Source organism: Microbacterium sp. A93 (genome assembly GCF_051842835.1).
In genome coordinates this window covers 397,943-424,365 of record NZ_JBPXMT010000001.1, presented here as the reverse complement: position 1 = coordinate 424,365, position 26,423 = coordinate 397,943, and the positions used below count along the sequence as shown (strand labels likewise).

Sequence of the window (26,423 nt, the reverse complement as noted above, 5' to 3'; positions counted from 1 at the left end):
CGCGCCCCGCGTGCCCTTAGTGCGCTGCCTCGTTCCAGTCGCGTCCGCGGCCGACCTGCACGTCAAGCGGCACCGACAGCTCGGCGGCATCCGCCATGCGAGTGCGAACGATCTGTTCGGTCTGATCCCACTCCCCTGGTGCGACTTCGACGACGAGCTCGTCGTGGATCTGAAGCAGCACACGGGAGCGTAGCTCGGCATCGCGCAGATCGCGGTGGATGCGGAACAGCGCGATCTTCATAATGTCGGCGGCGCTGCCTTGAATCGGCGCGTTCAGCGCCGCGCGCTCGGCATTTTCACGCAGAACACGGTTCGGGCTGCTGAGGTCGGGGAACGGGCGTCGGCGTCCGAAGATCGTTTCGGTGTAGCCGTCCTCCTTCGCCTTCACGACAGAAGCGCGCAGATAGTCGCGCACGGCACCGAACCGCGCGAAGTACTCCAGCATCAGCCGCTTGGCTTCGGACTGTTCGATACGCAGTTGCTTCGACAAGCCGAATGCGCTGAGGCCGTAGACGAGACCGTACGACATCGCCTTGACCTTGGTACGCATCGCGGAGGTGACCTCGGCTGGCTCAACGCCGAACACCTTGGCGCCGACGAACCGGTGGAGGTCTTCTCCGGAGTTGAAGGCCTCGATCAAGCCTTCGTCGCCGGAGAGGTGCGCCATGATCCGCATCTCGATCTGCGAGTAGTCCGCGGTGAGTAGCGTCTCGTAGCCTTCGCCCATTTGGAAAGCGCTACGGATACGACGCGATTCTTCAGTGCGAACCGGAATATTCTGCAGGTTCGGGTCGGTGCTGGAAAGACGCCCGGTCTGGCTGCCCGTCTGCACGTAGGTCGTGTGGACGCGGTCATCATCGCGGATCGCACTATCGAGCGACTCGATGATCTGTCGCAGCTTTGTCGCTTCGCGGTGTTGCAGCAGCAGGTCGAGGAAGGGATGCGGGTTCGTTTCCTGCAGATCAGCGAGCACTGCGGCATCCGTTGAGTAGCCGGTCTTGGTCTTGCGCGTCTTGGGCAGCTGCAAATCTTCGAACAGCACCTCTTGCAGTTGTTTCGGCGAGCCAAGGTTGAACTCGCGGCCGACGAGCGTGAACGCCTCGGTCGCGACACTCTCGGTGCGGCTGGCGAGCTCACCAGAGAAGGACGAGAGCACTTCGTGCGAAACGGCGACGCCCGACTCTTCCATGTCGGCGAGGGCGAGGAGCGTCGGCAACTCGATGTCAGTAAGCACAGTCGCCACGGGATCCGGTAGATCGTCGCGCAATGCCGCCGCCGTGCGCAGCGTGAACCACGCCTCCTGTGATGGTGTTGCGCCGTCTGTCTCGGGCACTAGCTGAGAAGGATCAGCCTCGGGAAGCTTCTCACCGAGGTAGCGATCGACGAGATGAGCGAGGGTCTTGTCGGGGAAACTCGGGCGCAGCAACCACCCAGCAAGAAGCGTGTCGTAGGTCAGACCACCGAGTCGGATGCCAGTGCGAAGCAGCGCCTTCACCTGGGGCTTCGCCTCGTTGAGGACCTTTGATTTATCGGATTCGAACCATGTACGCAACGCGTCGGCTGTGCCGTCATTCCAGTCGCTCTCACGCAGTTCCGTCAGACTCGCTACACCGATTCGAGAAATCACACCCGCGCTCGTGACGAGTGTGATGCCCAGCTCCTCGTTCTGCGTGTCGAGCCATTGAGCCAAGCCTGTCGCGTCTGTTTCGATCGGCGCAGGCATCTCAACTGAGGGCTCGTCGTGTACTGCCTCATCGCCGGTGCCGACTGCGTCGAACACACGCGGTAGCAGGGTGCGAAACTCCAGGCGCGCAAAGATGTCGCGGACGGCCTGCGCATCGATGGGGGCGACCGCGAGGTCAGCCGGTGCGAGTGGGAGTTCGACGTCGGTGAGCAGGCGGTTCAGTCTGCGGTTTCGGCGCACATCGTCCATGTGCTCGCGCAGGTTGCCGCCGACCACGCCCTTGATCTCTTCGGCGCGCTCCAGCAACTCATCGAGACTGCCGAACTGGTTGAGCCACTTTACGGCAGTCTTTTCCCCCACCTTCGGCACTCCGGGAAGGTTATCGCTGGTCTCGCCAACGAGGGCTGCGATGTCGGGGTACTGCTCGGGGCGCACGCCGTAACGTTCCTGCACGGTTAGCGGGTCGTAGCGCTTAAGCTGCGAGACGCCCTGTACCGACGGGTAGAGGAGGGTGACCTTGTCATTGACGAGCTGGATCGTGTCACGGTCGCCAGAGACGACGAGAACGTCGTAGCCTTGCTCAGCGCCCTGCACGGAGAGCGTGGCGAGGATGTCATCGGCTTCGATGCCCTCTTTGGTCAGCACCGGGATCGACATCGCTGCAAGGACGTCCTGCAGGATCGGAACCTGCCCACGGAACTCCTGCGGTGACTCGGAGCGAGTCGCCTTGTACTCGGGATACTCATCGGTGCGGAACGAGTGCCGTGACGTGTCGAACGCGATCGCCATGTGGGTGGGCTGCTCGGCCTTGATCAGGTTCACGAGCATCGACAGGAAGCCATAGATGGCGTTGGTGTGTTGGTTGTCCTTCGTGGTGAAGTTCTCGACCGGCAGTGCGAAGAAGGCACGGTAGGCGAGCGAGTGGCCGTCAACGACCATGAGGGTAGGCTTTGCGGAGTCCGTCACACTGCCAGCCTAACGAGGACGACGGACACCCGCTGAGGAGGATGCGTGAACGAGACGGTCGAGACCCCTGGGATGCAGTGGGCAATGCAGCGCGGGATCGGCGCACTGGCCGAGAAGATGGGGATGGTCTTCACGGAGTTCACCATTGATCGGTCGGTCGCAACGATGCCAGTCGAGGGCAACACGCAACCAGTGGGGCTTCTGCACGGCGGCGCCTATGTGGTGCTCGGTGAGTCGTTGGGATCGATGGCGGCAAACCTGCATGCCGGTCCTGGTCGACTCGCTGTGGGCGTCGACATCAATGCCACGCACACGCGTTCCGCGACGTCAGGACTCGTCACCGGTGTCTGTACGCCGATTCATTTAGGTCGCAGCGTTGCAGTGCACGAGATCGTCGTCTCAGATGATCAGGGGCGTCGCTGCTCGACGATCCGCATCACAAACATGATCAAGGATCTGCCCGCCTGATCAGTGCTTCGTGTAGTCCTCGCTATCGGCGATCAACGCTCCGTCAGGATGTCAATGACGGTGTCTAGCTTGACCACGATGCCATCGAGACGCTCGTCTACGCCGTCGAAGCGTTTGTCAACGCCGTCGAAGCGTTTGTCAACGCCATCGAGGCGTTTGTCGATGCCGTCGAGGCGTTTGTCGATGCCGTCGAAACGCTTGTCGACGGCGTCGAAGCGCAACGTATGTGCCTTGAGAATGCCGTAGATCTCCACCGTGTCGTTCGTGTTCTGCTCGACACGACGCTGAAGTTCCGCGTTGCTCATCACCATGTATTCGAGATTACGCCGCCAGCTACACCGGCGTCACCGCGGAAACAGGAACTGTGGACAACCACCGTCGCGGCGCGATCGGTGCAGAAGAAGTGGCTAATCAGAGAATCCGCTGGAACAGCAGATGGTCCTGCCACTCCCCCGCAATCCGCAGGTATTTGGGCGCCATCCCGATCGGTTCGAACCCGTGGCGTTCGAGCACGCGCTGCGACGCCGCATTGTCGAGCAATGTGCTGGCTTGCAAGCGGTGAAGACCGAGCTCGGTCTGGGCATAAGAAATCAGTGCCGCGACCGTCTTGCTCATGAGTCCCCGACCGGCGAGTGAGGCATCGATCCAGTAGCCGAGATCGGCGCTCTCGAACGCGCCATGCACGATGTTGGAGATATTCGCAATGCCCATCACGCGGCTGTCCTCGTGGCACAACACGAAACGCGCTGCACGGCCGTCCGTACGATCGCGAAGGGCGTGTGCGACGACGCCCTCTTGCCACTCGGCGGTGTAAAAAGCCGCATCCCGCAACGGATCCCAACGCGAAAGGTGCGCGCGGTTCGCGTCATACGCTGCCGCTAGCGCGGCGCCGTCGCCTGATTCCAGGGCTCGGAGATGTATGCCGTCTCCGAGGCCGATCACGCCTTCTTGGGCGCGAGCTGCTCGATGATCGCCTTGGCGACATCCTGCATCGTCAGACGACGATCCATTGATGCCTTCTGGATCCAGCGGAACGCCTCCGGCTCGCTGAGGCCCATCTTCTCGTTGAGCAGGCCCTTGGCCCGATCGACGAGCTTGCGGGTCTCGAAGCGCTCGACCATATCGGCGACCTCAGCCTCAAGCGTGATGATCTGCTCGTGGCGTGCCAGAGCAATCTCGATCGCGGGAAGAAGGTCGTTCGGCGTGAACGGCTTCACGACGTACGCCAACGCGCCAGCCTCGCTCGCGCGTTCGACGAGTTCCTTCTGGCTGAATGCCGTAAGAAGCACGACCGGGGCGATGTTGGCCTTGTGCAGACGCTCTGCGGCGCTAATGCCATCGAGTAGCGGCATCTTGACGTCCATGATGACCAGGTCGGGGCGCAGTTCAGTGGCCAGGGCCACTGCAGTTTCACCGTCACCAGCTTCACCGACGACATCGAAGCCGTTGTCGCGGAGGATTTCGACGATGTCGAGTCGGATCAGCGATTCGTCCTCGGCAACGACGACGCGTCGCGGGGCGGATACGGTGGGCTGCTCAGACAATTCTTGCTCGGTCACGGTTCTATTCTAGTGGGCAGTGGGTGTGCGCCTGCCCCAGGAACCCGCCGAACGCGCAAGACCTACCTTCAGTCTGCGCTAAAGTCGTAGACGCAACACGCTCGCCGGCGTGGCGGAATGGTAGACGCGGAGCACTCAAAATGCTTTGTTCGAAAGGACGTGTGGGTTCGAGTCCCACCGCCGGCACACTGAAACGTATCCAACTGCACTGAATCGTAACCGTTCAGAGCAGTTGAATACGGCTTGATACATCGCTTCTGTGTTTTCGTGTACCCGGGTGTGGGGTCCGAACACGGTTCAATTGACCACGCCCTGTCCACGGCGCGCATAGGGCTCCTGTGGAGTGTCGGGCCTGGTGCATGGCGTTCCGTTCGCGTGCTGATGCGCACGCGCGGGAGATGGCACCCAGTGCCATCTCCCGCGTACCGGCGGCAACGGGGCAATCAACGCCCACTGCGCGTCCGTCAACCGACGAGTGCGAGTCGAGAACAGAAGTCACCCATCCAGAATCGCGCGCCAATCACCAGCCATATGGGAACACCCTAGACGCGACGAGTTCGTCTTGCAGCGACCAAGAGTCCAAGCCCGAGCAAGAGCACCGCGCCGCCGCCAGCGAGAAGGCCGGCGACGCTGGAAGCACCGGTCGTGGCGAGCTTGTCATCGGCCGGAATATCCGTTTCACTCGGTGTGACGACCTTCGTGACAGGAACATCGGCAGCTGGCGCCTCCGGAGCAGTTGGCGCCTCCGGAGCAGTTGGCGCCTCCGGAGCAACGGGGGCTTCCGGAGCAACGGGGGCTTCCGGAGCAACCGGGGTCTCGGGAACAATCGGGGTCTCGGGAACAATCGGGGTCTCGGGAACTACAGGTACCTCAGGTGCCACCGGATCCTCAGGGACTTCGGGAACTTCGGGGACCTCAGGAACCTCGGGGACCTCAGGAACTTCAGGGACCTCAGGAACTTCCGGGACCTCGGGAACCTCAGGGACCTCAGGAATTTCGGGAACCTCAGGAACAACCGCACAGGAGGTGCCCGCTACGGTGATCTGCACTTCAGCGCTGTTTCCCGTGTCGCCGTCCACCAGGGCGAGTGAGATCGTACCAGCGGCGGTGTCCGCGGGAATAGTCGCCGTGTACAACACCATGCCGGTTGCGCTTGCTGTAACTCGATCGAGGAGTAGGTCGCCAAGCGTGACGGCGATCGCACCCGACGGTGTGAACTTCGTACCAATGATTGTCACCTGACCACAGGTGGCGACGGTGGTCACTGACACTACGGCGGTCGGCATTTCCGGAACAATCACACAAGACGAACCAGCAACAGTGACTTCAACATTGGCAGTGTTGCCCGTTGATCCAAGTTCCATGAGGGTCAACGTATAGGTGCCCTCTGCCGTTCCAGCGGGGATCGTTGCAGTGAACGTCAACACACCGGCCGCGGACGCTGTGGACGACCCCAAAGGCATGGCCGGGCTCAACGAGACGTTCACCTGTGCGCCCGGGGTGAAGTTCACACCGGTCACCGTGAACGCATCACAGGTGGCGGTCGTTGTCGCCGACACCGTCACCGACGGCGGATCTGGAATAACCGCACAGGATGAACCAGCAACAGTGACCGAAACATCGATACTGTTTCCTGTGGCCTGGTCCCTGATGGTGAGCGTGTGGGCACCTTCAGTCGTTCCGGTGGGAATTGATGTCGTGAACGTGACTACGCCGAGCTCATTTGCCGTTGCCCGTGCGGTTGCCGGGTCCAACGAGGTCGCCCCGCTCAAAGAGAGGGTCACGGTGCCATTCGCGGTGAAGTTCGCACCGGTCACCGTGAACTCACCGCAGGTAGCAACTGTTGAGGCTGACAGCGTCGCCGACAGAGCAGGGGGTGTCACAAAGTGGATGGTTTTGGCATTCGTTGTAACCCGGCCAACTTGGGATGCAGATATTGCCGGGGTGGAGACGTTGTAGCTCCAGAGATGCGTGCTGGATCCGTCCTCATACGTGTTTATCCACAGCTCACCATTGCTGTCGAAGTCTGCAGTCAATACGACATTGTCGCGAGTCGTGAAGAGGTCGCCGACCTTGTCCGCGCGCATTCCCCCCGCAGAGGCCGTGAGCGTGTAGATGCTGTAAGAATCCGTCACGAACAGTGCACCAGTGGGGCTAGATGCCAATGCGGCGAGACTGCCATCAAAGCCGCTGTCGACAGGAGCCGAGATCACGCCGAGCGGGATGACCTCACCGGTTGTCAGGTTGACCGTCGCAATGGATTCGACGCCCGAATCGCGGTCACGGATGAGCACCCGGGCGACGCCAGAAGCGTCTATGTCTAGGTCAGAGTAGATGGGTTCAGAAGTCCAGCCCGCTGGCCATTCCAGCGGTGTGGTCGATTGAATCGCTTCGCTCAGCGCATCCAATACCACGATCTCAGACGACTCTTGGTTGTCCTCATTGGTGGTGATGAGGTGCTCAAGCCGCAACGTTGAATCAAAGTCGCTTCCCGTGACGTCTCGTAAACTGAGTGCGGGAAGAGTGACGGGATTGATCGCTTGCCCGGTGGACGGGTTGATGTCCATCCGAGATTCCGTCGGACCGCCATATTGGTTAGTCGTCATGCGAAGCACCTCCCCCGCCGCCGGTGCTGCCGTGGCGGGTGTCGCCGCGACAATAGGAACGGTCAACGCAAGGGCAAGTATGCCCACCAGTGTTGCTGATCTCTTTTTGAGGGTCAAGATTCTTCTCCAGAACAGGCAGCGGCAGTCGACGAGACGACAAAACTGAGAGAGGCAACGAGCACGAAAAATGCCGCCAAATATGAGCGGCATCAACACATTAAGGTGAGTGCGTCCGCGCACACAGTGGACTTAGGTCCCCAGTTCGGACTTTCTCAGCGTGGAACGAAGGTTGCCCGTCAACTCAAAAGGAAGCGCGTGCTCCATCGGGTGGAAGTAGCGCGCCACGTCGCCAATTCCGCCAGGATGGGTGACATGGCAGACGGTTACAACCCTGAGTTCCTGGCAACGCCGCTCCCTCTCCCCCGCCCCGCACGCGATGTTCAGACACTTCCCTACCCGCGGTTCTCCGTGCTGCTGGATTCGGAGCGCAAGCTCGCGGCAGTCACGGCCGTGAACATCGACGGCGCGACCCTGCGCGAAGTCCCCCGCACGGGCCAGTGGCGCCTCGATCCCCGAGTCGACAATGACGCACAAGCCGGCCCTGATGTCTACGCACGAAATGATCTTGACCGTGGCCATCTCGTGCGCAGACGCGACCCCGGCTGGGGTACCGCCAACGAAGCACGCGAGGCGACAGAGGCAACCTTCTTCTACCCGAATGCTGCGCCCCAAGCGGCCGGGTTCAATCAATCAAAGAAACTGTGGCTCGGCCTCGAAGACCATGTCCTCGCCTACGCAGAGGCAACCGACCAACGCCTCTCTGTCTTCACCGCCCCGGTACTCCAGGACGAGGATCCGGCCTATCGCGGCATCCGGATACCCCGTCTCTTTTGGAAGATCGCGGCTTGGCAGGGGCCAAGTGGTCTCGAAGCGGCGGGATTCCTTCTCGATCAATCCGAGCTCATTGACATCCGCGACGAAGTACGCACAATCCCACCATTAGCGGCGTTCCGCACCTTCCAGGTATCGGTCGCGGTCATTGCGGACATCACCGGCATCGAGTTCGGTCCCTTGCCAGATGCAGACGTGTTCCCCGAGCAAAAAGTGGGCGCGCGAACCTGGAGCGCACTGCAGACAACTCGGGACATCGTCCTCTGAAAGTGTGGAATCTGACGCACCGTGCCGGTGAAGTCATCGAGATCCGCGGCTCCGAGGAACACCCGCTGCTGGTGATTCGCTACGACGACGGACAGGAAACGATCCTCTCCCCTGGCAGCGACACAGAGATCCGGCATTCCGCCTGAGCGGACGGAAGGCGCTGCCCAACGGGATGTCAAAGGTGGACCCCGACTCGTCCAGCGTGCCCCGGGTACAACGATGGGGCGGAGCCGAAGCCCCGCCCCATCGAATGACGGCTGTCAGGCGCCAGCCTTGTAGATCGGCGCTGCACCGTTCACGGCGTCCCCGACCTTGTGGACGCGGATGTCGTTCGTGGAGCCGACAATTCCGGGAGGGGAACCGGAGATCACGACGACCTTGTCCCCTTCCTTAGCCAGGCCGTTCTTGAGCAGGTGGTCATCCACCTGCAGGAACATCAGGTCGGTGTGCGCAACGACATCCACCAGGTACGGGCGGATGCCCCAGGTGAGCGCCATACGGCGACGGATGCCGGGCTCCGGCGTGAACGCGATCATCGGGATGCGCGAGCGAAGCCGCGACAGGCGACGAGCGGAGTCACCGGACTGAGTGAAGACGCAGAGGAACTTCGCGTCGACGAACTCGGCGACCTCGAGAGCAGCAAGAGTGATTGCTCCACCCTGGGTGCGCGGCTTGTTCGTGAGCGGCGCGATGCGCTCCAGACCGTGCTCTTCCGTCGACTCGATGATGCGTGCCATCGTCTCGACGACGACGACCGGGTACTCGCCCACGCTCGTCTCGCCCGAGAGCATGACTGCATCCGCACCGTCGAGCACCGCGTTCGCGACGTCCGACGTCTCGGCGCGCGTCGGAACCGGGCTGGAGATCATCGATTCGAGCATTTGCGTCGCCACGATCACCGGCTTGGCGTTCTGGCGCGCAAGCTCCACAGCACGCTTCTGGACGATCGGAACCGCCTCCAGAGGCAGCTCGACGCCGAGGTCGCCGCGGGCGACCATGATGGCGTCGAAAGCGGCGACGATGCCTTCCAGCGCTTCGACAGCCTGGGGCTTCTCGATCTTGGCGATGACGGGAACTTTAACGCCCTCTTCCGCCATGATCTCGTGCACGCGAGTGATGTCCGACGCGTCACGCACGAACGACAGCGCGATGAGGTCAGCACCAATGCGCAGCCCCCAACGGAGGTCGTCTTCGTCCTTCTGGCTCAGCGCCGGGACGTTGACTGCGACGCCGGGCAGGTTGATGCCCTTGTTGTTCGAGACGGCGCCGGCGACGATCACACGGGTGGTGACGACAGTGCCGTCGGTCTCGACGACCTCGACGCGAACCTTGCCGTCATCGATGAGGAGGAAATCACCCGGGTTCACGTCCTGGGGCAGGCCCTTGAAGGTCGTGCCGCAGATCTCGCGGTTTCCGATGATGTCTTCCGTGGTGATCTTGAAGATGTCACCTTCGGCGAGCTCGTAGGGGCCGTCCTCGAACTTGCCGAGACGGATCTTCGGTCCCTGCAAGTCGACGAGCACGGCGACGGCCTTGCCCGCGTCATCCGCGGCACGGCGTACGTTGGCGTAGTTCGCGTCGTGAACCGTGTAGTCACCGTGGCTGAGGTTCAGCCGGGCGACATCGACGCCCGCTTCGATGATGGCTCGAACGTTCTCGTAACTCGAAGTGGCCGGGCCCAGCGTGGCGACAATTTTCGCGCGTCTCAACTAATTCTCCAGGGTAAGAGTGGGGGAAACAGAACTGGCGACATTGCCGCTTCCAGCCTACGCGGGCAACAGGCCGATCGCGACATCGTTGGGGCGAACTGGTGCAGGAAGCACCGATTCGCCCATCAGGAAGCGGTCGACGCTCGCTGCAGCCGCACGGCCTTCCGCGATTGCCCACACAATCAGCGACTGTCCACGACCCGCGTCACCCGCCACGAAAACGCCAGAGATCGTCGACTCGTATGCGTCATCGCGCTGGAAAGCACCACGGTCGGTCACCTGCGGAAGCGTGTCAGCCGTGAAACCGTCTTGCTCAGGCCCGGTGAAGCCCATCGCGATAAGAATCAGATCGGCCGGGATCTCGCGTTCTGTACCGCTCTTTGGCACACGGCGTCCATCGACGTACTCGGTCTCGGCGACACGCAATGCACGCACCTCGCCCGCGTCGTTGGAGAGGAACTCGACAGTGGATGCCAGGTAGTGACGCTCCCCGCCCTCTTCATGAGCAGATGACACCTCAAACAGCGTCGGCATCATCGGCCACGGCTGGTGCTCTGGCCGGTCGGTACCCGGCTGCGTGCCGATCGCGAGGTTCGTCACACTCAGAGCACCCTGACGGTGTGCGGTGCCGATGCAGTCGGCACCGGTGTCGCCACCACCGATGACGATCACATGCTTGCCCTCAGCGGTGATTTGGTTGTGCACGGCGTCGCCGGCAACAGCATGGTTCGATTCGACGAGGTACTCCATGGCGAAGTGCACGCCGTCCAGGTCACGCCCGGGGATCGCCAGGTCACGAGGCACCGTGGAACCAGTAGCGATCACGACGGCGTCATATCGCGCGCGCAAGTCCGCCCAACTGATGTCCTTGCCGATCTCGACTCCGGCACGGAAACGCGTGCCTTCCTCCTGCATCTGGCGCAACCGCGACTCCACGTGCGTCTTTTCCATCTTGAAGTCCGGGATGCCGTAGCGAAGCAGTCCACCGATGCGGTCGTCGCGCTCGAAGACAGCGACGGTGTGCCCTGCCCGGGTGAGCTGCTGAGCGGCGGCGAGCCCGGCGGGGCCGGAGCCGACGACGGCAACGGTCTTGCCGGTGAGCCGCTCGGGCGGTTGCGGTTCGACCCAGCCCTTCGAGAATGCCTCGTCGATGATCGAGACCTCGACCTGCTTGATTGTCACAGCCGGCTGGTTGATGCCCAGCACACAGGCACTCTCACACGGTGCCGGGCACAGCCGTCCGGTGAACTCCGGGAAGTTGTTCGTCGCATGCAGACGCTCGATCGCAGAGCGATCCTCGCCGCGCCAGGTCAGATCATTCCATTCCGGAATCAGGTTTCCGAGCGGGCAGCCAGAGTGGCAGAACGGCACGCCACAGTCCATGCACCGGCCGGCCTGACGGCGCAGCACTGCCTTGTCGCCCGGCTCGTAGACCTCTTTCCAGTCCATGATGCGAACCGGCACCGGACGGCGAGCGGGGAGCTCACGCTCCGTCACCTTCAGAAAGCCCTTGGGATCAGCCACCGGTAACCTCCAGGATTCGGTTCCAGACGACATCGCCATCCGGGTCGATGCCGGCTGCCTCTGCCTCCTGACGCATTGCCTGCACTGCCGCGAAATCACGCGGCAGTATCTTCACGAATTCGGATGCCACGGTGTCGAAGTCCGCCAGCATCCGGGTGGCCAACGGAGAATCGGTGCGCTCCGCATGCTCGATGAGCAGGCTGCGCAGCACCTCGAGATCCGCGCGATCCAAAGTCTCCAGTCGCAGCTCACCGCTCTCGCGGGACTGCAGGTTGACCTTCTCGGTTGACAGAGCGTGCACGTAGGCGACGCCCCCGGACATCCCGGCGCCGACGTTGCGGCCGGTCGCTCCGAGAATGACCGCCATGCCGCCCGTCATGTACTCCAGGGCGTGGTCTCCCACGCCTTCCACAACTGCCGTGGCCCCGGAGTTGCGGACCAGGAATCGTTCGCCGACGACACCGGAGATGAACATCGAGCCCGATGTCGCACCGTACCCGATGACGTTGCCTGCGATGACGTTCTCGTGGGGAGCGATGTGTGCGCCGCGTGATGGGCGCACAACTATGTCGCCACCGGACAACCCCTTGCCGACATAGTCGTTGGCGTCGCCCTCGAGCCGCAGCGAGATCCCCGACGGCATAAACGCACCGAGGGATTGCCCCGCCGTGCCGTGAAGGCTCACATCGATCGTCCCGCGAGCGAGTCCCTCCGCGCCGAAGCGCACGGTGACCTCGTGGCCGAGCATGGTGCCCACCGCACGCTCCGTATTGCGGATCGGCAGTTCGATGACAGTGGGGGCTCCGTCGGTCAGCGACTCCTGGGCCATCTCGATGAGCTGCACATCGAAATGCTTGTCGAGTTCGTGTTCCTGGGCGCGGCCGCTCCGACGAGGCTCAGATGCGGGAAACACCGGCCCTTCGAGCACGGGTGACAGGTCCAGCCCGTCAGCCTTCCAATGTTCGATCGCGGCGTTCGCCTCGATGAGGTCGGTACGACCGATGATCTCATCGAGCGTCCGGAACCCGAGCTCCGCGAGGATCTCACGTACCTCCTCCGCGATGAACTCCATGAAGTTGACGACGAACTCAGGCTTCCCGGTGAAACGCTCGCGCAGCGCCGGATTCTGCGTGGCTACGCCGACTGGACAGGTGTCCAGATGACACACGCGCATCATGATGCAACCGCTGACAACGAGCGGAGCGGTGGCGAAACCGAACTCCTCCGCACCGAGCAGGGCGCCGATGATCACGTCACGGCCGGTCTTGAGCTGCCCGTCGACCTGCACTACGACGCGATCGCGCATGCCATTGAGCATGAGCGTCTGCTGCGTCTCAGCAAGTCCGAGCTCCCACGGCGTTCCCGCGTGCTTGAGCGAGTTCAGCGGGCTGGCGCCGGTGCCACCATCGTGGCCGGAAACCAGGATGACGTCGCTGAGCGCCTTCGCGACTCCTGCGGACACTGCACCGATACCGGACTGGCTCACCAGCTTCGTGTGAATGCGAGCCTGCGGGTTGGCCCGCTTCAGATCGAAGATGAGCTGCTTGAGGTCTTCGATCGAGTAGATGTCGTGGTGTGGGGGCGGCGAGATGAGCCCCACGCCGGCAGTCGCGTGGCGCGTGCGCGCCACCCATGGATACACCTTGGTCGGCGGCAGCTGGCCGCCCTCGCCGGGTTTGGCTCCCTGGGCGAGCTTGATCTGGATGTCATCAGACTGGGTGAGATAAAGGCTCGTGACGCCGAAACGACCGGATGCCACCTGCTTGATCGAGCTGCGACGCTCGGGATCCAGCAGACGATCGACATCCTCGCCGCCCTCCCCCGTATTCGACTTGCCGCCGATCCGGTTCATCGCGATCGCCAGAGTCTCGTGCGCCTCACGGGAGATCGAGCCATAGCTCATTGCCCCGGTCGAGAAGCGCTTCACGATCGAGCTCACCGATTCGACCTCGCCCAATGGCACCGGCGGTCGATCCTGCGTACGGAATTTGAACAGCCCGCGCAGCGTCTTCAACTCGGATGCCTGATCATCGACGAGCTTGGTGTACTCGCGGAAGATGTCATAGCGACGGTTGCGCGTCGAATGCTGCAGCTTGAACACCGTCTCGGGGTTGAACAGGTGCGGCGCACTGTCACGTCGCCACTGGTACTCGCCACCGGTCCACAGCCGCTCGTGTGCGCGCGCCGCAGAATCTTCTGGGTAGGCGTAGTCGTGACGCGCCTGGTTCTCGGCGAACACGTGTTCAATGCCAATGCCGCCGAGCTTGGTCTCGGTGCCAGTGAAATAGGTGTCGATAAGTTCTTGGCTGAGACCGACAGCCTCGAACACCTGGGCTCCCGCATACGAGGACACCGTCGAGATCCCCATCTTCGACATGATCTTCAGCACGCCCTTACCCAGCGCGTAGATCAGATTGCGCACGGCCGTCTCCGGTGAGATCTCGGTGATGAATCCGGTGCGCACCAGATGCTCCACCGTTTCCATCGCGAGATAGGGGTTCACCGCGGACGCACCGTAACCGATCAGCGTGGCCACGTGGTGGACCTCGCGCACGTCGCCGGCCTCGATGATCAGTCCGACCTTCAACCGGTTCTCACGACGGATCAGGTGGTGATGGATCGCAGAGACCATGAGCAGCGACGGAATCGGCACCAGGTCTTTGTTGGAGTCGCGATCCGACAGGATGATGAACTCGGCGCCGTTCTCGATCGCCTCGTCCACCTCAATGCACATCTCGTCCAGGCGTTCCTGCATCGTATGCGCACCGGCATCGAAGTGATACAGGCCGCCGATCGTCACCGCAGAGCGTCCAGCCAACGCGCGGTCGATGTAGCGGATCTTTGCCAGCTCATCGTTGTCGATCACCGGGAAGTCGAGAGTGACGGTGCGCGTGTGCTCCGGTCCCCAGCTGAGCAGGTTCCGCTCTGGTCCGAGGCCCAGCCTCATGCTCGTGACGACCTCTTCGCGGATCGAATCCAGCGGAGGGTTCGTCACCTGGGCGAACTGCTGCGTGAAGTAGTCGAAAAGCAGGCGCGGACGTTTGCTGAGCACCGCGATCGGTGTGTCAGAGCCCATGGCGCCCAGCGGTTCGACGCCGTTCTGTCCCATCGGCGTCAGAAGAATGCGCACCTCTTCTTCGGTGTAGCCGAAGGTGCGCTGACGGCGCGTGATGGATGCCGGCGGATGCACAATGTGCTCGCGCTCTGGTAGATCGGCCAGACGCACTGCGCCCTCGTCGAGCCACTGCTGCCACGGGTGCATAGTGGCGAGGTCCTGCTTGATCTCATCGTCTTCGACGATGCGGCCAGCCGCTGTGTCGACCAGGAACATCTTGCCAGGCTGCAGCCGTCCACGACGCTTGATACGTTCAGCGTCAAACTCCAACACGCCGGTCTCAGACCCGATGACAACCAGACCGTCGGTGGTCTCCGTCCAACGTCCGGGGCGCAGACCATTGCGGTCGAGAGTGGCGCCGACGAGAGTTCCGTCGGTGAAGATGAGAGCGGCAGGGCCGTCCCACGGCTCCATGTGGTTCGAGTGGTACTCGTAGAACGCGCGAAGCTCCGTCGAAATGTCGGTCTGCTTCTCGTATGCCTCAGGAACCATCATCATGATGGCGTGCGGCAGGCTGCGACCGGTGAGCGTCAACAACTCGAGCACCTCATCGAACGATGCGGAGTCACTCGCGCCCGGCGTGCAGATCGGCAGCAGCGGGCGCACATCGCCCAGCAGTTCTGACTCGAGCTGCGACTGACGTGCCCGCATCCAGTTGCGGTTGCCGCCGACGGTGTTGATCTCGCCGTTATGCGCCAGCATGCGCAGCGGCTGCGCCAGCGGCCACGACGGGAAGGTGTTGGTGGAGTAACGCGAGTGCACGACCGCGAGTTCAGATGTGAAGCGCTCATCCTGCAGATCAGGGTAGAACGGCTCCAGCTGAAGAGTCGTGACCATGCCCTTGTACCCGAGCGTGCGGCTGGAGAGCGAAACGAAGTAGGCACCGAGCTCGTGACCTGCGCGCTTGCGCAGGCGGTACGCCACGCGATCCAAGGCGATGCCGGACACACGCGCATTGTCGCCCGGAACAGGAGCTGGAGCGGATGCCACGAAGATCTGCTCGAACGCGGGTCGTGCTTCATCGGCGAGCTTGCCGAGATTCTGGTTAGCGGTGGGGACCACTCGCCAACCGAGGACTGTCAGGCCCTCTTCGCGTGCGATCTTCTCAACGCCTGCCTTCTGGGCGCGCCGTTCACCGGCCTGCAACGGCAGGAAGGCGAGTCCGGCGGCGTATTCGCCAGCAGCGGGAAGATCGAAGTCAGTGACTTCGCGGAGGAATTCGTCTGGCATCTGAGTGAGGATGCCTGCACCGTCGCCCGTTCCGGAGTCGGAACCGATAGCGCCTCGGTGCTCGAGGTTGCGCAGCGCTTGCAGGGCAAGCTGGATGATGTCGTGCCCCGCGGTGCCGCGGAGCGTTGCGACCATCGCGAGGCCGCAGGCATCCTTTTCGAATGCCGGGTTATACATTCCCTGCTTCGGGGGGTAAGCGCCGGATGCGCCGTAGGGAGGTTGGAAGTACACGAGTACCGTCCTCAGATAATCAAGTGACACCGGGGACGACGTCGGCCCGCTCGTTCAGTGCAATGGTTTCCTTACTCGGCGAGTGAGGCTTTTACCGGGGGCTGTCTTCGCCCGTGGGAGCGGTGCTTTTGGCGGTAGCTCCAGCGATGACGTCGACCGGAGGCTCGCTCACGTCGACGAAATCATCGAGATTGTCCTGCGATTCTACAACAGCGTCGGTATCTTTCCGCGCGCGCCCGGGAGCGTACGGTGTCGCTTCGCGGCCAGTGTGACGGCGTGTCTGCACGACGAGGATCACGATGCCGACAACAACGCCGATGATCGCGGCCCACACGTTGCTGCGCAGGCCAAGAATGATCTCGCTGGGATCGATGCGGATCGACTCCCAGACGATGCGGCCCGCGCTGTACCAGATCAGGTAGATCGCGAAGACCTTGCCCCACTGCAGGCTCAGGCGATGCCCGATCCAGAGCAGGAAGAAAACGCCGAGCACGTTCCAGACGACCTCATAGAGGAAGGTGGGGTGAAAGAGGGTGCCTTCGGCAAGCCCTGGGGGGAACGCGACGTTGTCGGATTCGATCTCCAGGCCCCACGGCAGGTCTGTCGGCAGGCCGAAGAGTTCGTGGTTGAACCAGTTGCCGAACCGGCCCATCGCCTGTGCGAGCAGGAGACCGGGGGCGAGAGCGTCAGCGAAGGTCCAGAATCGGATGCCGGTCCACTTGCATCCAAGATATGCACCGACTGCACCACCGAGAAGTGCGCCGAAGATCGCAATGCCACCCTCCCAGATTGCCCAGACGGATCCGGGTTCAAAGGGGTTCCAGGTGTTCTTGCCCTCGCCGAAATAGAAGTTCGGGTGCGTCAGAACGTGGAAGATGCGTGCGCCGATGATGGCGAGCGGCACCGCGAGAATGGCGATGTCGATGACAACCCACGGCTCGGCTCCGCGCTTCGTGAGACGACTGTTCGTCATCAGCGTGGCGACGATGATCCCCGCGATGATGCAGAGCGCGTAGAAGTGGATACGCAGCGGTCCGAGGTCGATGTAGCTGACCTCGGGACTCGGGATGCTGGTGAGCACGCCAGTGAGGGCAGTGTGGAACGCGAGTGACATGAGTGCGATTCTAGTTCTCGTGTGAGGTGACTGCGGACGGTGTGCCCGCAGCAAGGGATTTGGTGACGTCCGCGAGAGCCTCAAGGCCGCCATCGCGGAGGGCTCGTACCAGTGCGGTGCCGACGATGGCGCCGTCAGCGTATTCGACGACACCGGCGATCTGTTCGGCAGTTGAGATGCCGATACCGACGCAGGCGCGGGTGGCGCCGTGTGCGCGAAGGCGTGCAACCAGCGTGCGCGCTGCCTGGTCGAGTTCGGCGCGCTCGCCCGTAATGCCCATGGTCGACACCGTGTAGATGAAACCGGTGGACGATTTCACGACGAGATCGAGACGCTCATCGGTCGAGGTCGGTGCGGCGAGGAAGATGCGATCGAGGCCGGTGCGCTCGCTTGCGGCGATCCACTCCCCTGCGGCTTCCGGTGTGATGTCAGGGGTGATGAGACCTGCTCCGCCGGCGGCAAGCAGATCGTCGGCGTAACGATCGACGCCATACTGCAGCACCGGGTTCCAGTAGCTCATCACGACAACGGGAACGTCGGTCTCTGCGCTGATCGCAGCGATCGCGGTGAAGAGATCCCGTGTCTTGAAGCCGGCTGCGAGAGCGGTCTGTGTGGCTTCCTGGATGACCAGACCGTCCATCACCGGGTCACTGTATGGCGGCCCGAGTTCGATGACGTCAACACCATTGCGCGCAAGCGTGAGTGCAGCCTGGATGCTGGTGTCCAAATCAGGAAATCCGACCGGAAGGTATCCGATGAAGGCACCCCGCCCGGCATCGTGAGCCTTCTGAATGGCTGCTTCGACGCGGCTCATCGCGAAGTCTCCTCATCCGCGGCTGCCGCGTCGGCAGCGTCCTTGTCGTACAGCTCGAAGTAGCGTGCCGCGGTGTCCATATCCTTGTCACCACGGCCGGACAGGCAGACAGCGATGATGGCATCTGAACCCAGTTCCTGGCCGATGCGCAATGCGCCAGCCAGGGCGTGCGCGGACTCGATCGCGGGGATGATGCCTTCGGTGCGACTCAGCAGGCGCAGTGCCTGCATCGCCTCGTCATCGGTGGCGGGGATGTATTCTGCACGACCGATGTCAGCGAGCCAGGAGTGCTCCGGACCCACGCCCGGGTAGTCGAGGCCGGCAGAGATCGAGTGCGACTCGACAGTCTGGCCGTCTTCGTCCTGCAGCACATACGTGCGTGCGCCGTGCAGCACACCGGGGCGTCCTCGTTCGATGGATGCCGCGTGCTTGTCCGTGTCGACGCCGTCGCCGGCCGCCTCCACACCGTAGAGCTTGACGCCTGGGTCATCGAGGAAGGCATCGAACATGCCGATCGCGTTGGAGCCGCCACCGACACATGCCACGACGGAATCCGGCAGGCGCCCGGTTTCGTCGAGCAGCTGCTGGCGTGCCTCTTCGCCGATGATCTTCTGGAAGTCGCGGACCATCGCCGGGAACGGATGCGGGCCTGCCGCGGTTCCGAAGATGTAGTTGGTCGTCTCTACCGTGGCGACCCAGTCGCGATACGCCTCGTTGATCGCATCCTTCAGGGTGCGGGAGCCAGTGGTGACCGGAATCACCTCGGCACCCAGCAGACGCATGCGAGCGACGTTGAGTGCCTGCCGCTCGGTGTCGACCTCGCCCATGTAGATGGTGCAGTCCAAGCCGAACAGCGCGGCCGCCGTCGCCGTGGCGACGCCATGCTGACCGGCGCCGGTCTCCGCGATCACGCGGGTCTTTCCGAGTCGCTGTGTGAGCAGCGCCTGGCCGAGGACGTTGTTGATCTTGTGGCTGCCGGTGTGGTTGAGGTCCTCGCGCTTGAGGAATATGCGGGCTCCCCCCGCGTGCGCCGCGAATCGCTTCACTTCGGTGAGCGCAGACGGACGCCCGGCGTAGGAACTGAGCAGGCGTGCGAGTTCAGCGCGGAATGCGGGATCAACGATGGCCTGTTCGTAGGCCTCGGTAAGCTCGTCGATCGCCGCGATCAACGACTCCGGCATGAATCTTCCGCCGAATTCGCCGAAGAACGGCCCCGGTTGGTCGCGCAGGCTCATCCCACCTCCAAGAAGCTCTTCAGCGTGGCGACCGGATCACCGGTGACCAGCGCTTCGCCGATCAACACGACATCTGCACCCGCCGAGCGGTAGCGCGCGACGTCGGCTGATGTGAGCACAGCGGACTCCGCGATCTTCACGGCATCCGCGGGAATCCGATCAACCAGTGTGCTGAACAGATCGCGATCAAGCTCAAGGGTCTTCAGGTTGCGCGCGTTGACACCGATGAGAGACGCTCCGAGATCGATTGCGGCTTCCAGCTCGTCGGCCGAGTGTGTCTCGACCAACGGCGTCATACCCAGATCGGTGATCAGCGCGAAGAGATCGTGCAGAACCTTCGGCTCAAGCCCCGCGACGATCAGCAGTGCGAGGTCGGCGCCAGCGGCGCGCGCCTCTAACACCTGATACGGCGTGGCGATGAAGTCCTTGCGCAGCACGGGCAGAGACACACGTGCAGTAACCGCCTCGAGATCGGCCAGGCTGCCGCCGAATCGCCGCTCCTCGGTCAGCACGCTGATCGCGGATGCGCCGCCGGTCTCATAAAGCGACGCCTGGTACGCGGGATCGGGAATATCAGCGAGCGCGCCGCGAGATGGACTGGCACGCTTCACTTCGGCGATGATCTTCACCTGTGCGGCAGGCGCCAGTGCTGCGCGTGCGTCTTTGGCTGCCGGGCGCGCGAGGGCTGCCTGTTCGACCGCTGCGAGCGGACGAGTGAGCGCGCGACGCTCGGCATCCGCGACTGCGCCGGCCGTCAGGTCGGCGAGGACCACTAGTGCCCCTTAGGGGAATACTTGTGGCCGTTCACTCCCCAACCAGCTTTGGCCAGGATCACGCCCAGAAGCATGCCGACGACAACGATGCCGACGGAGATCCAGACGAAAAGAGGCTGGTCAAGGCAGTAGGCGACCGTGCCGGCCGCTACGCCAATGAGCATGACCACCACAGCGGTCCATGCCGCCGGCGAGTGTCCGTGGCCGGGGTCAGCGATCGGGTTGGTCATGTTCTCCTCCGAGGCGGTCGTGCGGGTATTACGTTCAGTCTATCCGGGTCACCGAGTGGGGTCAGTGCCACGCGACAGGTCATCCCAAGAATCGATCGCGTCGACGGTGCTGTCGGCATCTTCATGGGAGTGAGTATCGGTGCGGAAACGCTTGCCACCGGTCTTCCATCGACTCGCAGTGACGAGCACGAACACCGACGTCACAATCAGCAGGACCCAGCCGATCAGGGCGAGCAATGGCCAGGACGAGGGCGTGATCGACGCGATCAGGTCAGAGACGGCTGTCCCTCCGGCAAGCCCCGTCGTCTCGGTCACAGTCGGCGCCACCGCTGTCTCCGGGGCGCTGAAGAGGATCTCGGCCGTCCACCAGGAAAGCAAGACCCCGGCGAGAAGCGCAAGGGTCGCAAAGACGTAGCGCAACGCCGGGCCGACGATCGCGATCGCGGCGCCGAGTGCGAGCACCGCGAGGCTCAGCGGGGCCAGCAGTGCGACAGCATCTGCACCGGGGACGAGGATCGACTCACCGGCATCCGCTCGATCTACCGTCAACCAGGTCTGCGTGGACGAGATGATGCCGATCCCGCCGGCGAGCAGAAGCCCGATGACGGAGGTGCTGCGGCCGCGGCGGACGAAACTCATTCGGCGTCGCCTGATTCCGTCCGCTCGGCAGACAATCCGTCGACGGCTTCGAGATCGGCCGCGTCAAAGCACGTACGCGTGCCGGTGTGACATGCAGGACCACTCTGATCGACGAGCAGCAGGATGGCGTCACCGTCGCAGTCGAGTCGCGCCTCGTGAATGTGCTGCACGTTGCCCGAGGTGTCGCCCTTCCGCCAGTACTCCTGGCGCGAGCGCGACCAGTAGGTGACGCGGCCGCTGGTCAGTGTGCGGCGCAGCGCCTCCGCATCCACCCAGGCGAGCATCAGCACCTCACGGGTGTCCCACTGCTGCACGATCGCCGGAACAAGCCCATCGGCGTTCCAATCGACCTGAGCGATCCGAGCTTCGAGGTCGCTCATCGAACCAGTATCCCTTCGGCGCGCATGGCGTCCTTCACGTCTCCCACCGTCAACGCACCGGAGTGGAACACGCTCGCGGCGAGCACGGCATCCGCTCCGGCCTTGATCGCGGGTGCGAAGTCGGTGGCTGCGCCCGCGCCGCCGGAGGCGATCACTGGCACAGATGACACCTCACGCATGAGGCGAACCAGTTCCAGATCGAAACCGTCACGAGTGCCATCCGCGTCAATCGAGTTGACCAGGAGCTCTCCAGCGCCGCGCTCGATTGCTTCGCGTGCCCACGACAGCGCGTCCAGAGTGGTCGCCGTGCGGCCGCCGTGCGTGGTCACCATGAAGCCGGATGGCGTCGTGGATGCGCGCTTGATATCCAGAGAGAGGACGAGGACCTGTGCACCGAAGCGGTCGGCGATTTCGCCGATCAGATCAGGACGAGCGATTGCGGCCGAGTTCACTCCGACCTTGTCCGCGCCAACGCCCTGCAATCGTGCGACGTCTTCGACACTGCGCACGCCTCCGCCGACGGTGAGCGGCACGAATACCTGTTCGGCGGTGCGCTGCACGACGTCGTAGGTGGTGGCACGTTCGTCGACCGTGGCGGTGACGTCGAGGAAAGTGATCTCGTCGGCACCCTGCGCGGCGTAGTGTGCGGCCAGCTCGACGGGGTCGCCCATATCGCGCAGATTCTCAAAGTTCACGCCCTTGACGACGCGACCAGCGGCCACATCAAGGCACGGGATGACGCGACTGGTGAGCGTCATCAGAGTCTCGCAGCGTGGATGGCCGTAACCAGCAGCGCCCGAGCGCCGAGCGCGTAGAGGTCATCCATCACCTGGTTGATTCCCTTGCGCGGCAGCATCACGCGCACGGCGATCCACTTCGGGTCCTGCAACGGTGAAACAGTCGGCGACTCACGACCGGAGGCGATTGCCGCAGCCTGGTCGAGCAGCTCGGCTGGCAGATCGTAGTCGAGCAACACATAGCGACGCGCAACGATCACTCCGCGCAGGCGCCGCAGCAGCCTCTCGGTGCCCTCAGCATCGCCGGGACGGCTGATGAGCACGGCCTCTGACTCGATGATGACGGGGCCGAAGATCTCCAAGCCCGCCTGACGGAGCGTGGTTCCGGTTTCGACGACATCTGCGATCGCATCGGCGACGCCGAGCTGCACAGCCGATTCGACCGCGCCGTCGAGCGGCACGAGGGTTGCCTCGACGCCGTGCTCACGCAGGAATGTGTCGACGAGGCCGGGGTAAGCGGATGCGATGCGCACGCCAGCCAGATCCTCAATCGAGGAGAACTTTCCGGCCGGGGCGGCAAAGCGGAACGTGGAGTGCGCGAAACCGAGCGCCTGAATCTCACGGGCCTGCTGAGGAACATCACGCAGCAGGTCACGCCCCGTGATGCCGACGTCAAGCGCGCCGGATTCCACGTAAGTGGCGATGTCGCGTGGCCGAAGGAAGAAGAACTCGACGTCGTTCGGCGCGTCGACGACGTGCAGGGTCTTGGAGTCTCGACGACCGGAGTAACCGGCTTCGGCGAGCATCTCGGCGGCGGTCTCGGCGAGCGAGCCCTTGTTAGGAACAGCAATACGCAGCATGGGGAGAACTTTCAGATCAGAGGAAGGGGGCGGCACACATCAGAGATGTCGGTAGACATCTTCGAGGCTCAGCCCCTTCGCGATCATCATCACCTGCACGTGATACAGCAGCTGAGAGATCTCTTCAGCAGCCTCGGCGTCAGATTCGTACTCGGATGCCATCCATACCTCGGCGGCTTCCTCGACGATCTTCTTGCCGATCGTGTGCACTCCGCCGTCGAGTTCGGCGACGGTGCCGGAACCGGCAGGGCGGGTCTCGGCCTTGACGCTGAGCTCAGCGAACAGCTCGTCGAAAGTCTTCACGCTTCAAGGCTAGCGGCTCGCGCGCGCTCTCGGAGCCCGCTGATGGCCGCTTCGATGTTCACAGCACCGTATACGGCAGATCCGGCGACAAATGTGTCGGCGCCCGCCTCGGCGGCCTGAGCGATCGTGTCGTCGGAGATACCACCATCCACCTGGAACCAGACACTGGATCCACGCCGTCGTGCCTCGGCGACCAGCGCGCTCAACTTCGGCATCGCCTGGGTCATGAATCCCTGGCCCCCGAAGCCGGGTTCCACCGTCATCACGAGGATCTGGTCGAACTCGTCGAGGATCTCGTACAGGCTGTCGCCGGACGTGCCTGGCTTGATCGCGATACCGGCACGGGAACCGATATCGCGGAGTCGCCGTGCGAGCGTGACGGGTTCGGCTGCGGCTTCGAGGTGGAATGTGACGCTGGCCGCGCCCAGCTCCGCGTAACCGGGCGCCCAGCGATCTGGATCAGAGATCATCAGATGCACATCGAGAGGTACGGGACTTGTGGCCTGGATGCGTTCCACCATCTGCGGGCCAAACGTCAGGTTCGGCACGAAGTGGTTGTCCATCACGTCGACATGCACAAAGTCGGCGGTGGCGATGCGGGCGAGATCTGCCTGCATGTTGACGAAGTCAGCGGAGAGGATGCTGGGATTGATACGCGGAGCGCTGGGAAGGCTCATCTGGTCATTCTCCGTTCTCGGTGTTCTTTGACTGATCTGTTCTCGGCTGTTCAGTGCGTTGCAGCAGCGCGAGGAACATCGCGTCGGTGTTGTGTCGGTGCGGCCACAGCTGTACCTGACCGGATTCGTTCGTGCCCAGATCGATGGGGCTCTGTGCGAGCTGGGTCAGTACCGCCCTGGCATCCAACTCAACGATGTCGTTGCGGGTGCGCAGCACTTCAGCGACGACGCCTGAAGTCTCAGCGAGGTGGGGCGAGCACGTCACATAGGCGACGATGCCACCCGGAGCGAGGGCGTCGAGGGCGCCAGCCAGCAGCTGTTCCTGCAGCGGCACAAGCGCTGCGACATCGGCCGGGGTCTTGCGCCATCGCGCCTCGGGTCGCCGACGGAGGGCGCCGAGGCCAGTGCACGGCGCGTCCACGAGGATACGGTCGTATCGACCAGGGTTCGCCGCGGTGAGCTCACGCCCATCCTGTTCATGGACGACGACATCGCCCGGCACAGCCTTCAACGCTCTGCGCACGAGTCCGGCGCGGGCATGGATGACCTCATTGGCCTCGAGCGTCACTTCGTGCTGGCGCGCGATCGCGGCCAGCAGTGCGGTCTTGCCGCCGGGGCCCGCGCAGAGATCCAGCCACTGCTCCCCCGCCGCGATCGGCTTGGCCGAAGTGAGCGCCAGCGCGACCAGTTGGGATCCCTCATCCTGAACGCGTACCGTGCCACCCGCAGCGGCCATAATCTTCTGCGGATCCCCACCTGGCGAGCCGAAGGCGGTCACCGCGTAGGGCTTGGCCGGTTCGCCACGCTCGGCGAGGCCGGGAAGCGCGACCAGCGTGACCTCTGGCGAGACGTTGTCGGCGTCCAGCAGAGACTCCAGCTCATCGGCGCGACCCTGCGCGGCGAGGGCACGGCGCAGTGCACGGATGATCCATACCGGATGCGCAGTGCGCAGCCCTAGTCGCTCATCGTCCGAGCGGGCCTCTTGTTCGATGCGCTCTTCCCACTGCTCTGGTGTGTCGCGGGAGATCTTCCTCAGTACCGCATTCGTAAAGCTGGACGGACCACGACCGAGGTTCGACGCGACAAGATTCACCGATTCGTTCACGGCTGCGTGGGTGGCAACGCGCGTGGCCAGCAGCTGGTGCGTCGCAAGACGCAATGCGTCGAGCACGGCGCCATCGATCTCCTCGGTGGGACGGCCGGCGGCAGAAGCGATGATCGCGTCATAGGTGCCGCGACGCCGCAGAGTGCCGTAGGTCAGCTCGGTGGCGAGGGCGGCATCCTGCGTGTTCAGACCTGCGTCTGTGATCGCTGACGGCAGGAGCAGGTTCGCATAGGCGTCAGATTCGCTGACTGCTCTCAGCACGTCGTAGGCGACGCGTCGGGCGGGTTGCACGTGGCGATTCTGTGCGGGGCGGTCCGGGCGATTCTGTGCCGGGCGCCGCTGCTCACCGCTCATGCGCCGGCTCGCAGAGTGTCGTCGCTGCGAAAGCCGCGCCACCAGTCTGTGGCGTTCATGGCTCCTTTTCCTGCGGGCTGTACTCGAGTGACCTCGAGCGGCGTTGTCGCCGTGCCGATCAACAGCGAGTGTTTCGTCGCCGCGATAACGCCGGGCGCAAGCGCACCTGCCTCAGACACATCCACACCGTCGGCAGGAGACGCCCCGAGAATCTTGACGCGAAGATCACCCACGGTCGTGTGTGCTCCTGGTTCAGGCGTGACGCCGCGGAATCGCGCGTAGATCTCGTCCACCGGAAGAGTCCAGTCCAACTGCCCGTCGTTGAGCGTGAGCTTCGGCGCCACCGTGACTTCACCCTCCTGCGGGAGAGCTGTCGCGGTGCCGTCCGCGATACCTGCCACGACCTCGGCGGTGAGATCCGCGCCATCATGGGCGAGCACGTCGAGCGCAGAATCGGCGTTGGCATCAGATGGCAGCGGCACAGTGCGCGCGGCGAAGACGTCGCCAGCATCCAGCGCAGCGACGAGCTGGAAAACGCTCACCCCTACCTCGGCATCTCCGGCAATCAGCGCACGCTGCAGCGGTGCCGCACCACGCCACTGCGGCAGCAATGAAAAGTGCAGGTTTATCCAACCGTGGGTCGGCGTCGAAAGCAGCGGCTCACGAACCAGCCCTCCGTACGCGACGATCACACCGAGCTCTGGACGCAGCGCACTGATCCGCCCGGTCGCATCATCATCGAGACGGGCCGCCTTGATGATCGGCAGTCCCATTTCCGCGGCAGCCTGCGCGACCGCGGAGGGAGTCAGCACGCGCTTGCGCCCGAGCGGCGCATCAGGGCGTGTGACAACCGCGACGATCTCGTGTGAGAGCGCAAGCGTGCGCAGAGTGGGGACGGCAGCGGCGGGTGTGCCGGCGAAGACGAGTCGCATAAAGGTTCTCCGGAAGGAAT

Annotated in this window: 24 protein-coding genes and 1 tRNA gene; 4 read left to right on the top strand and 21 right to left on the bottom strand. The window is 63.4% G+C overall.

The annotated features are described in order from the left end of the window. Positions 1–16: 16 nt before the first annotated feature. Entirely contained in the window at positions 17–2,650 is a 2,634-nt protein-coding gene (gene polA / locus ACSU1G_RS02065; RefSeq protein WP_439278231.1) for a DNA polymerase I, read from the bottom strand. A gap of 72 nt (positions 2,651–2,722) precedes the next feature. On the opposite strand from polA, the gene ACSU1G_RS02060 reads away from it, so the two are divergent. After that, complete coding sequence (locus tag ACSU1G_RS02060; RefSeq protein ID WP_439278674.1) at positions 2,723–3,118, top strand: hotdog fold thioesterase; 396 nt, start codon at positions 2,723–2,725, stop codon at positions 3,116–3,118. A 32-nt stretch (positions 3,119–3,150) separates the two neighbouring features. Here the strand turns inward: ACSU1G_RS02060 and ACSU1G_RS02055 are convergent, their stop codons facing one another. From ACSU1G_RS02055 to ACSU1G_RS02045, 3 genes are all read right to left on the bottom strand, one after another. Then, complete coding sequence (locus ACSU1G_RS02055; protein WP_439278230.1) at positions 3,151–3,429, bottom strand: hypothetical protein; 279 nt, start codon at positions 3,427–3,429, stop codon at positions 3,151–3,153. A gap of 100 nt (positions 3,430–3,529) precedes the next feature. Next, a complete protein-coding gene (locus ACSU1G_RS02050; RefSeq protein WP_439278229.1) occupies positions 3,530–4,060 on the bottom strand; it encodes a GNAT family N-acetyltransferase in 531 nt (176 codons plus the stop codon). After that, entirely contained in the window at positions 4,057–4,677 is a 621-nt protein-coding gene (locus tag ACSU1G_RS02045; RefSeq protein WP_439278228.1) for an ANTAR domain-containing response regulator, read from the bottom strand. The genes ACSU1G_RS02050 and ACSU1G_RS02045 overlap by 4 nt, the downstream gene beginning before the upstream one ends. A gap of 103 nt (positions 4,678–4,780) precedes the next feature. Here ACSU1G_RS02045 and ACSU1G_RS02040 point away from each other — a divergent pair. Continuing rightward, positions 4,781–4,863, top strand: a tRNA-Leu gene (locus ACSU1G_RS02040). A 356-nt stretch (positions 4,864–5,219) separates the two neighbouring features. Here ACSU1G_RS02040 and ACSU1G_RS02035 read toward each other — a convergent pair. Further along, positions 5,220–7,400: a hypothetical protein gene (locus tag ACSU1G_RS02035; RefSeq protein WP_439278227.1), complete on the bottom strand. Its 2,181-nt coding sequence runs from the start codon at positions 7,398–7,400 to the stop codon at positions 5,220–5,222. Between the two features lie 255 nt (positions 7,401–7,655). On the opposite strand from ACSU1G_RS02035, the gene ACSU1G_RS02030 reads away from it, so the two are divergent. Both ACSU1G_RS02030 and ACSU1G_RS02025 read left to right on the top strand, forming a co-directional pair. Further along, entirely contained in the window at positions 7,656–8,441 is a 786-nt protein-coding gene (locus ACSU1G_RS02030) for a DNA/RNA non-specific endonuclease (RefSeq protein ID WP_439278226.1), read from the top strand. Positions 8,442–8,443: 2 nt separating this feature from the next. Next, positions 8,444–8,587, top strand: coding sequence for a DUF1918 domain-containing protein (locus ACSU1G_RS02025; RefSeq protein ID WP_439278225.1), 144 nt, complete (start codon positions 8,444–8,446; stop codon positions 8,585–8,587). 114 nt (positions 8,588–8,701) lie between these two features. On the opposite strand, the gene pyk is transcribed toward ACSU1G_RS02025, so the two are convergent. The 16 genes from pyk to fmt all read right to left on the bottom strand — a co-directional run bounded on the left by pyk (position 8,702) and on the right by fmt (position 26,403). After that, a complete protein-coding gene (gene pyk, locus ACSU1G_RS02020; RefSeq protein WP_439278224.1) occupies positions 8,702–10,150 on the bottom strand; it encodes a pyruvate kinase in 1,449 nt (482 codons plus the stop codon). A 57-nt stretch (positions 10,151–10,207) separates the two neighbouring features. Beyond that, positions 10,208–11,674 (bottom strand): glutamate synthase subunit beta, encoded by a 1,467-nt coding sequence (locus tag ACSU1G_RS02015; RefSeq protein WP_439278223.1) that lies wholly within the window; start codon positions 11,672–11,674, stop codon positions 10,208–10,210. Then, positions 11,667–16,196 carry a glutamate synthase large subunit gene (gene gltB, locus ACSU1G_RS02010; protein ID WP_439278673.1) on the bottom strand — a complete coding sequence of 1,510 codons (4,530 nt, stop codon included), beginning with the start codon at positions 16,194–16,196 and terminating at the stop codon, positions 11,667–11,669. The genes ACSU1G_RS02015 and gltB overlap by 8 nt, the downstream gene beginning before the upstream one ends. A gap of 145 nt (positions 16,197–16,341) precedes the next feature. Continuing rightward, complete coding sequence (lgt, locus tag ACSU1G_RS02005; protein ID WP_439278222.1) at positions 16,342–17,364, bottom strand: prolipoprotein diacylglyceryl transferase; 1,023 nt, start codon at positions 17,362–17,364, stop codon at positions 16,342–16,344. A 10-nt stretch (positions 17,365–17,374) separates the two neighbouring features. Then, complete coding sequence (trpA, locus tag ACSU1G_RS02000) at positions 17,375–18,178, bottom strand: tryptophan synthase subunit alpha (protein WP_439278221.1); 804 nt, start codon at positions 18,176–18,178, stop codon at positions 17,375–17,377. Beyond that, entirely contained in the window at positions 18,175–19,413 is a 1,239-nt protein-coding gene (gene trpB, locus ACSU1G_RS01995; RefSeq protein ID WP_439278220.1) for a tryptophan synthase subunit beta, read from the bottom strand. Before trpB ends, trpA begins: the two co-directional genes overlap by 4 nt. Then, positions 19,410–20,186 carry an indole-3-glycerol phosphate synthase TrpC gene (gene trpC / locus ACSU1G_RS01990; protein WP_439278219.1) on the bottom strand — a complete coding sequence of 259 codons (777 nt, stop codon included), beginning with the start codon at positions 20,184–20,186 and terminating at the stop codon, positions 19,410–19,412. The genes trpB and trpC overlap by 4 nt, the downstream gene beginning before the upstream one ends. Next, positions 20,186–20,416, bottom strand: coding sequence for an HGxxPAAW family protein (locus ACSU1G_RS01985; RefSeq protein ID WP_439278218.1), 231 nt, complete (start codon positions 20,414–20,416; stop codon positions 20,186–20,188). Before ACSU1G_RS01985 ends, trpC begins: the two co-directional genes overlap by 1 nt. A gap of 48 nt (positions 20,417–20,464) precedes the next feature. Beyond that, on the bottom strand, positions 20,465–21,055 hold the full coding sequence (locus ACSU1G_RS01980; RefSeq protein ID WP_439278217.1) for a Trp biosynthesis-associated membrane protein: 591 nt from the start codon (positions 21,053–21,055) through the stop codon (positions 20,465–20,467). Further along, on the bottom strand, positions 21,052–21,435 hold the full coding sequence (gene hisI / locus ACSU1G_RS01975; protein ID WP_439278216.1) for a phosphoribosyl-AMP cyclohydrolase: 384 nt from the start codon (positions 21,433–21,435) through the stop codon (positions 21,052–21,054). Before hisI ends, ACSU1G_RS01980 begins: the two co-directional genes overlap by 4 nt. Beyond that, positions 21,432–22,193 (bottom strand): imidazole glycerol phosphate synthase subunit HisF, encoded by a 762-nt coding sequence (hisF, locus tag ACSU1G_RS01970; protein ID WP_439278215.1) that lies wholly within the window; start codon positions 22,191–22,193, stop codon positions 21,432–21,434. Before hisF ends, hisI begins: the two co-directional genes overlap by 4 nt. Then, positions 22,193–23,032 carry an ATP phosphoribosyltransferase gene (gene hisG, locus ACSU1G_RS01965; RefSeq protein ID WP_439278214.1) on the bottom strand — a complete coding sequence of 280 codons (840 nt, stop codon included), beginning with the start codon at positions 23,030–23,032 and terminating at the stop codon, positions 22,193–22,195. Before hisG ends, hisF begins: the two co-directional genes overlap by 1 nt. A 39-nt stretch (positions 23,033–23,071) precedes the next feature. Further along, positions 23,072–23,335 (bottom strand): phosphoribosyl-ATP diphosphatase, encoded by a 264-nt coding sequence (locus ACSU1G_RS01960; protein ID WP_439278213.1) that lies wholly within the window; start codon positions 23,333–23,335, stop codon positions 23,072–23,074. Further along, the gene (gene rpe / locus ACSU1G_RS01955) at positions 23,332–24,012 is read right to left on the bottom strand and encodes a ribulose-phosphate 3-epimerase (RefSeq protein ID WP_439278212.1); all 681 of its coding nucleotides are present in this window, start codon (positions 24,010–24,012) and stop codon (positions 23,332–23,334) included. Before rpe ends, ACSU1G_RS01960 begins: the two co-directional genes overlap by 4 nt. A 4-nt stretch (positions 24,013–24,016) precedes the next feature. Then, a complete protein-coding gene (locus tag ACSU1G_RS01950) occupies positions 24,017–25,408 on the bottom strand; it encodes an RsmB/NOP family class I SAM-dependent RNA methyltransferase (protein ID WP_439278211.1) in 1,392 nt (463 codons plus the stop codon). 59 nt (positions 25,409–25,467) lie between these two features. Further along, on the bottom strand, positions 25,468–26,403 hold the full coding sequence (fmt, locus tag ACSU1G_RS01945) for a methionyl-tRNA formyltransferase (protein WP_439278210.1): 936 nt from the start codon (positions 26,401–26,403) through the stop codon (positions 25,468–25,470). Positions 26,404–26,423 lie beyond the last annotated feature (20 nt).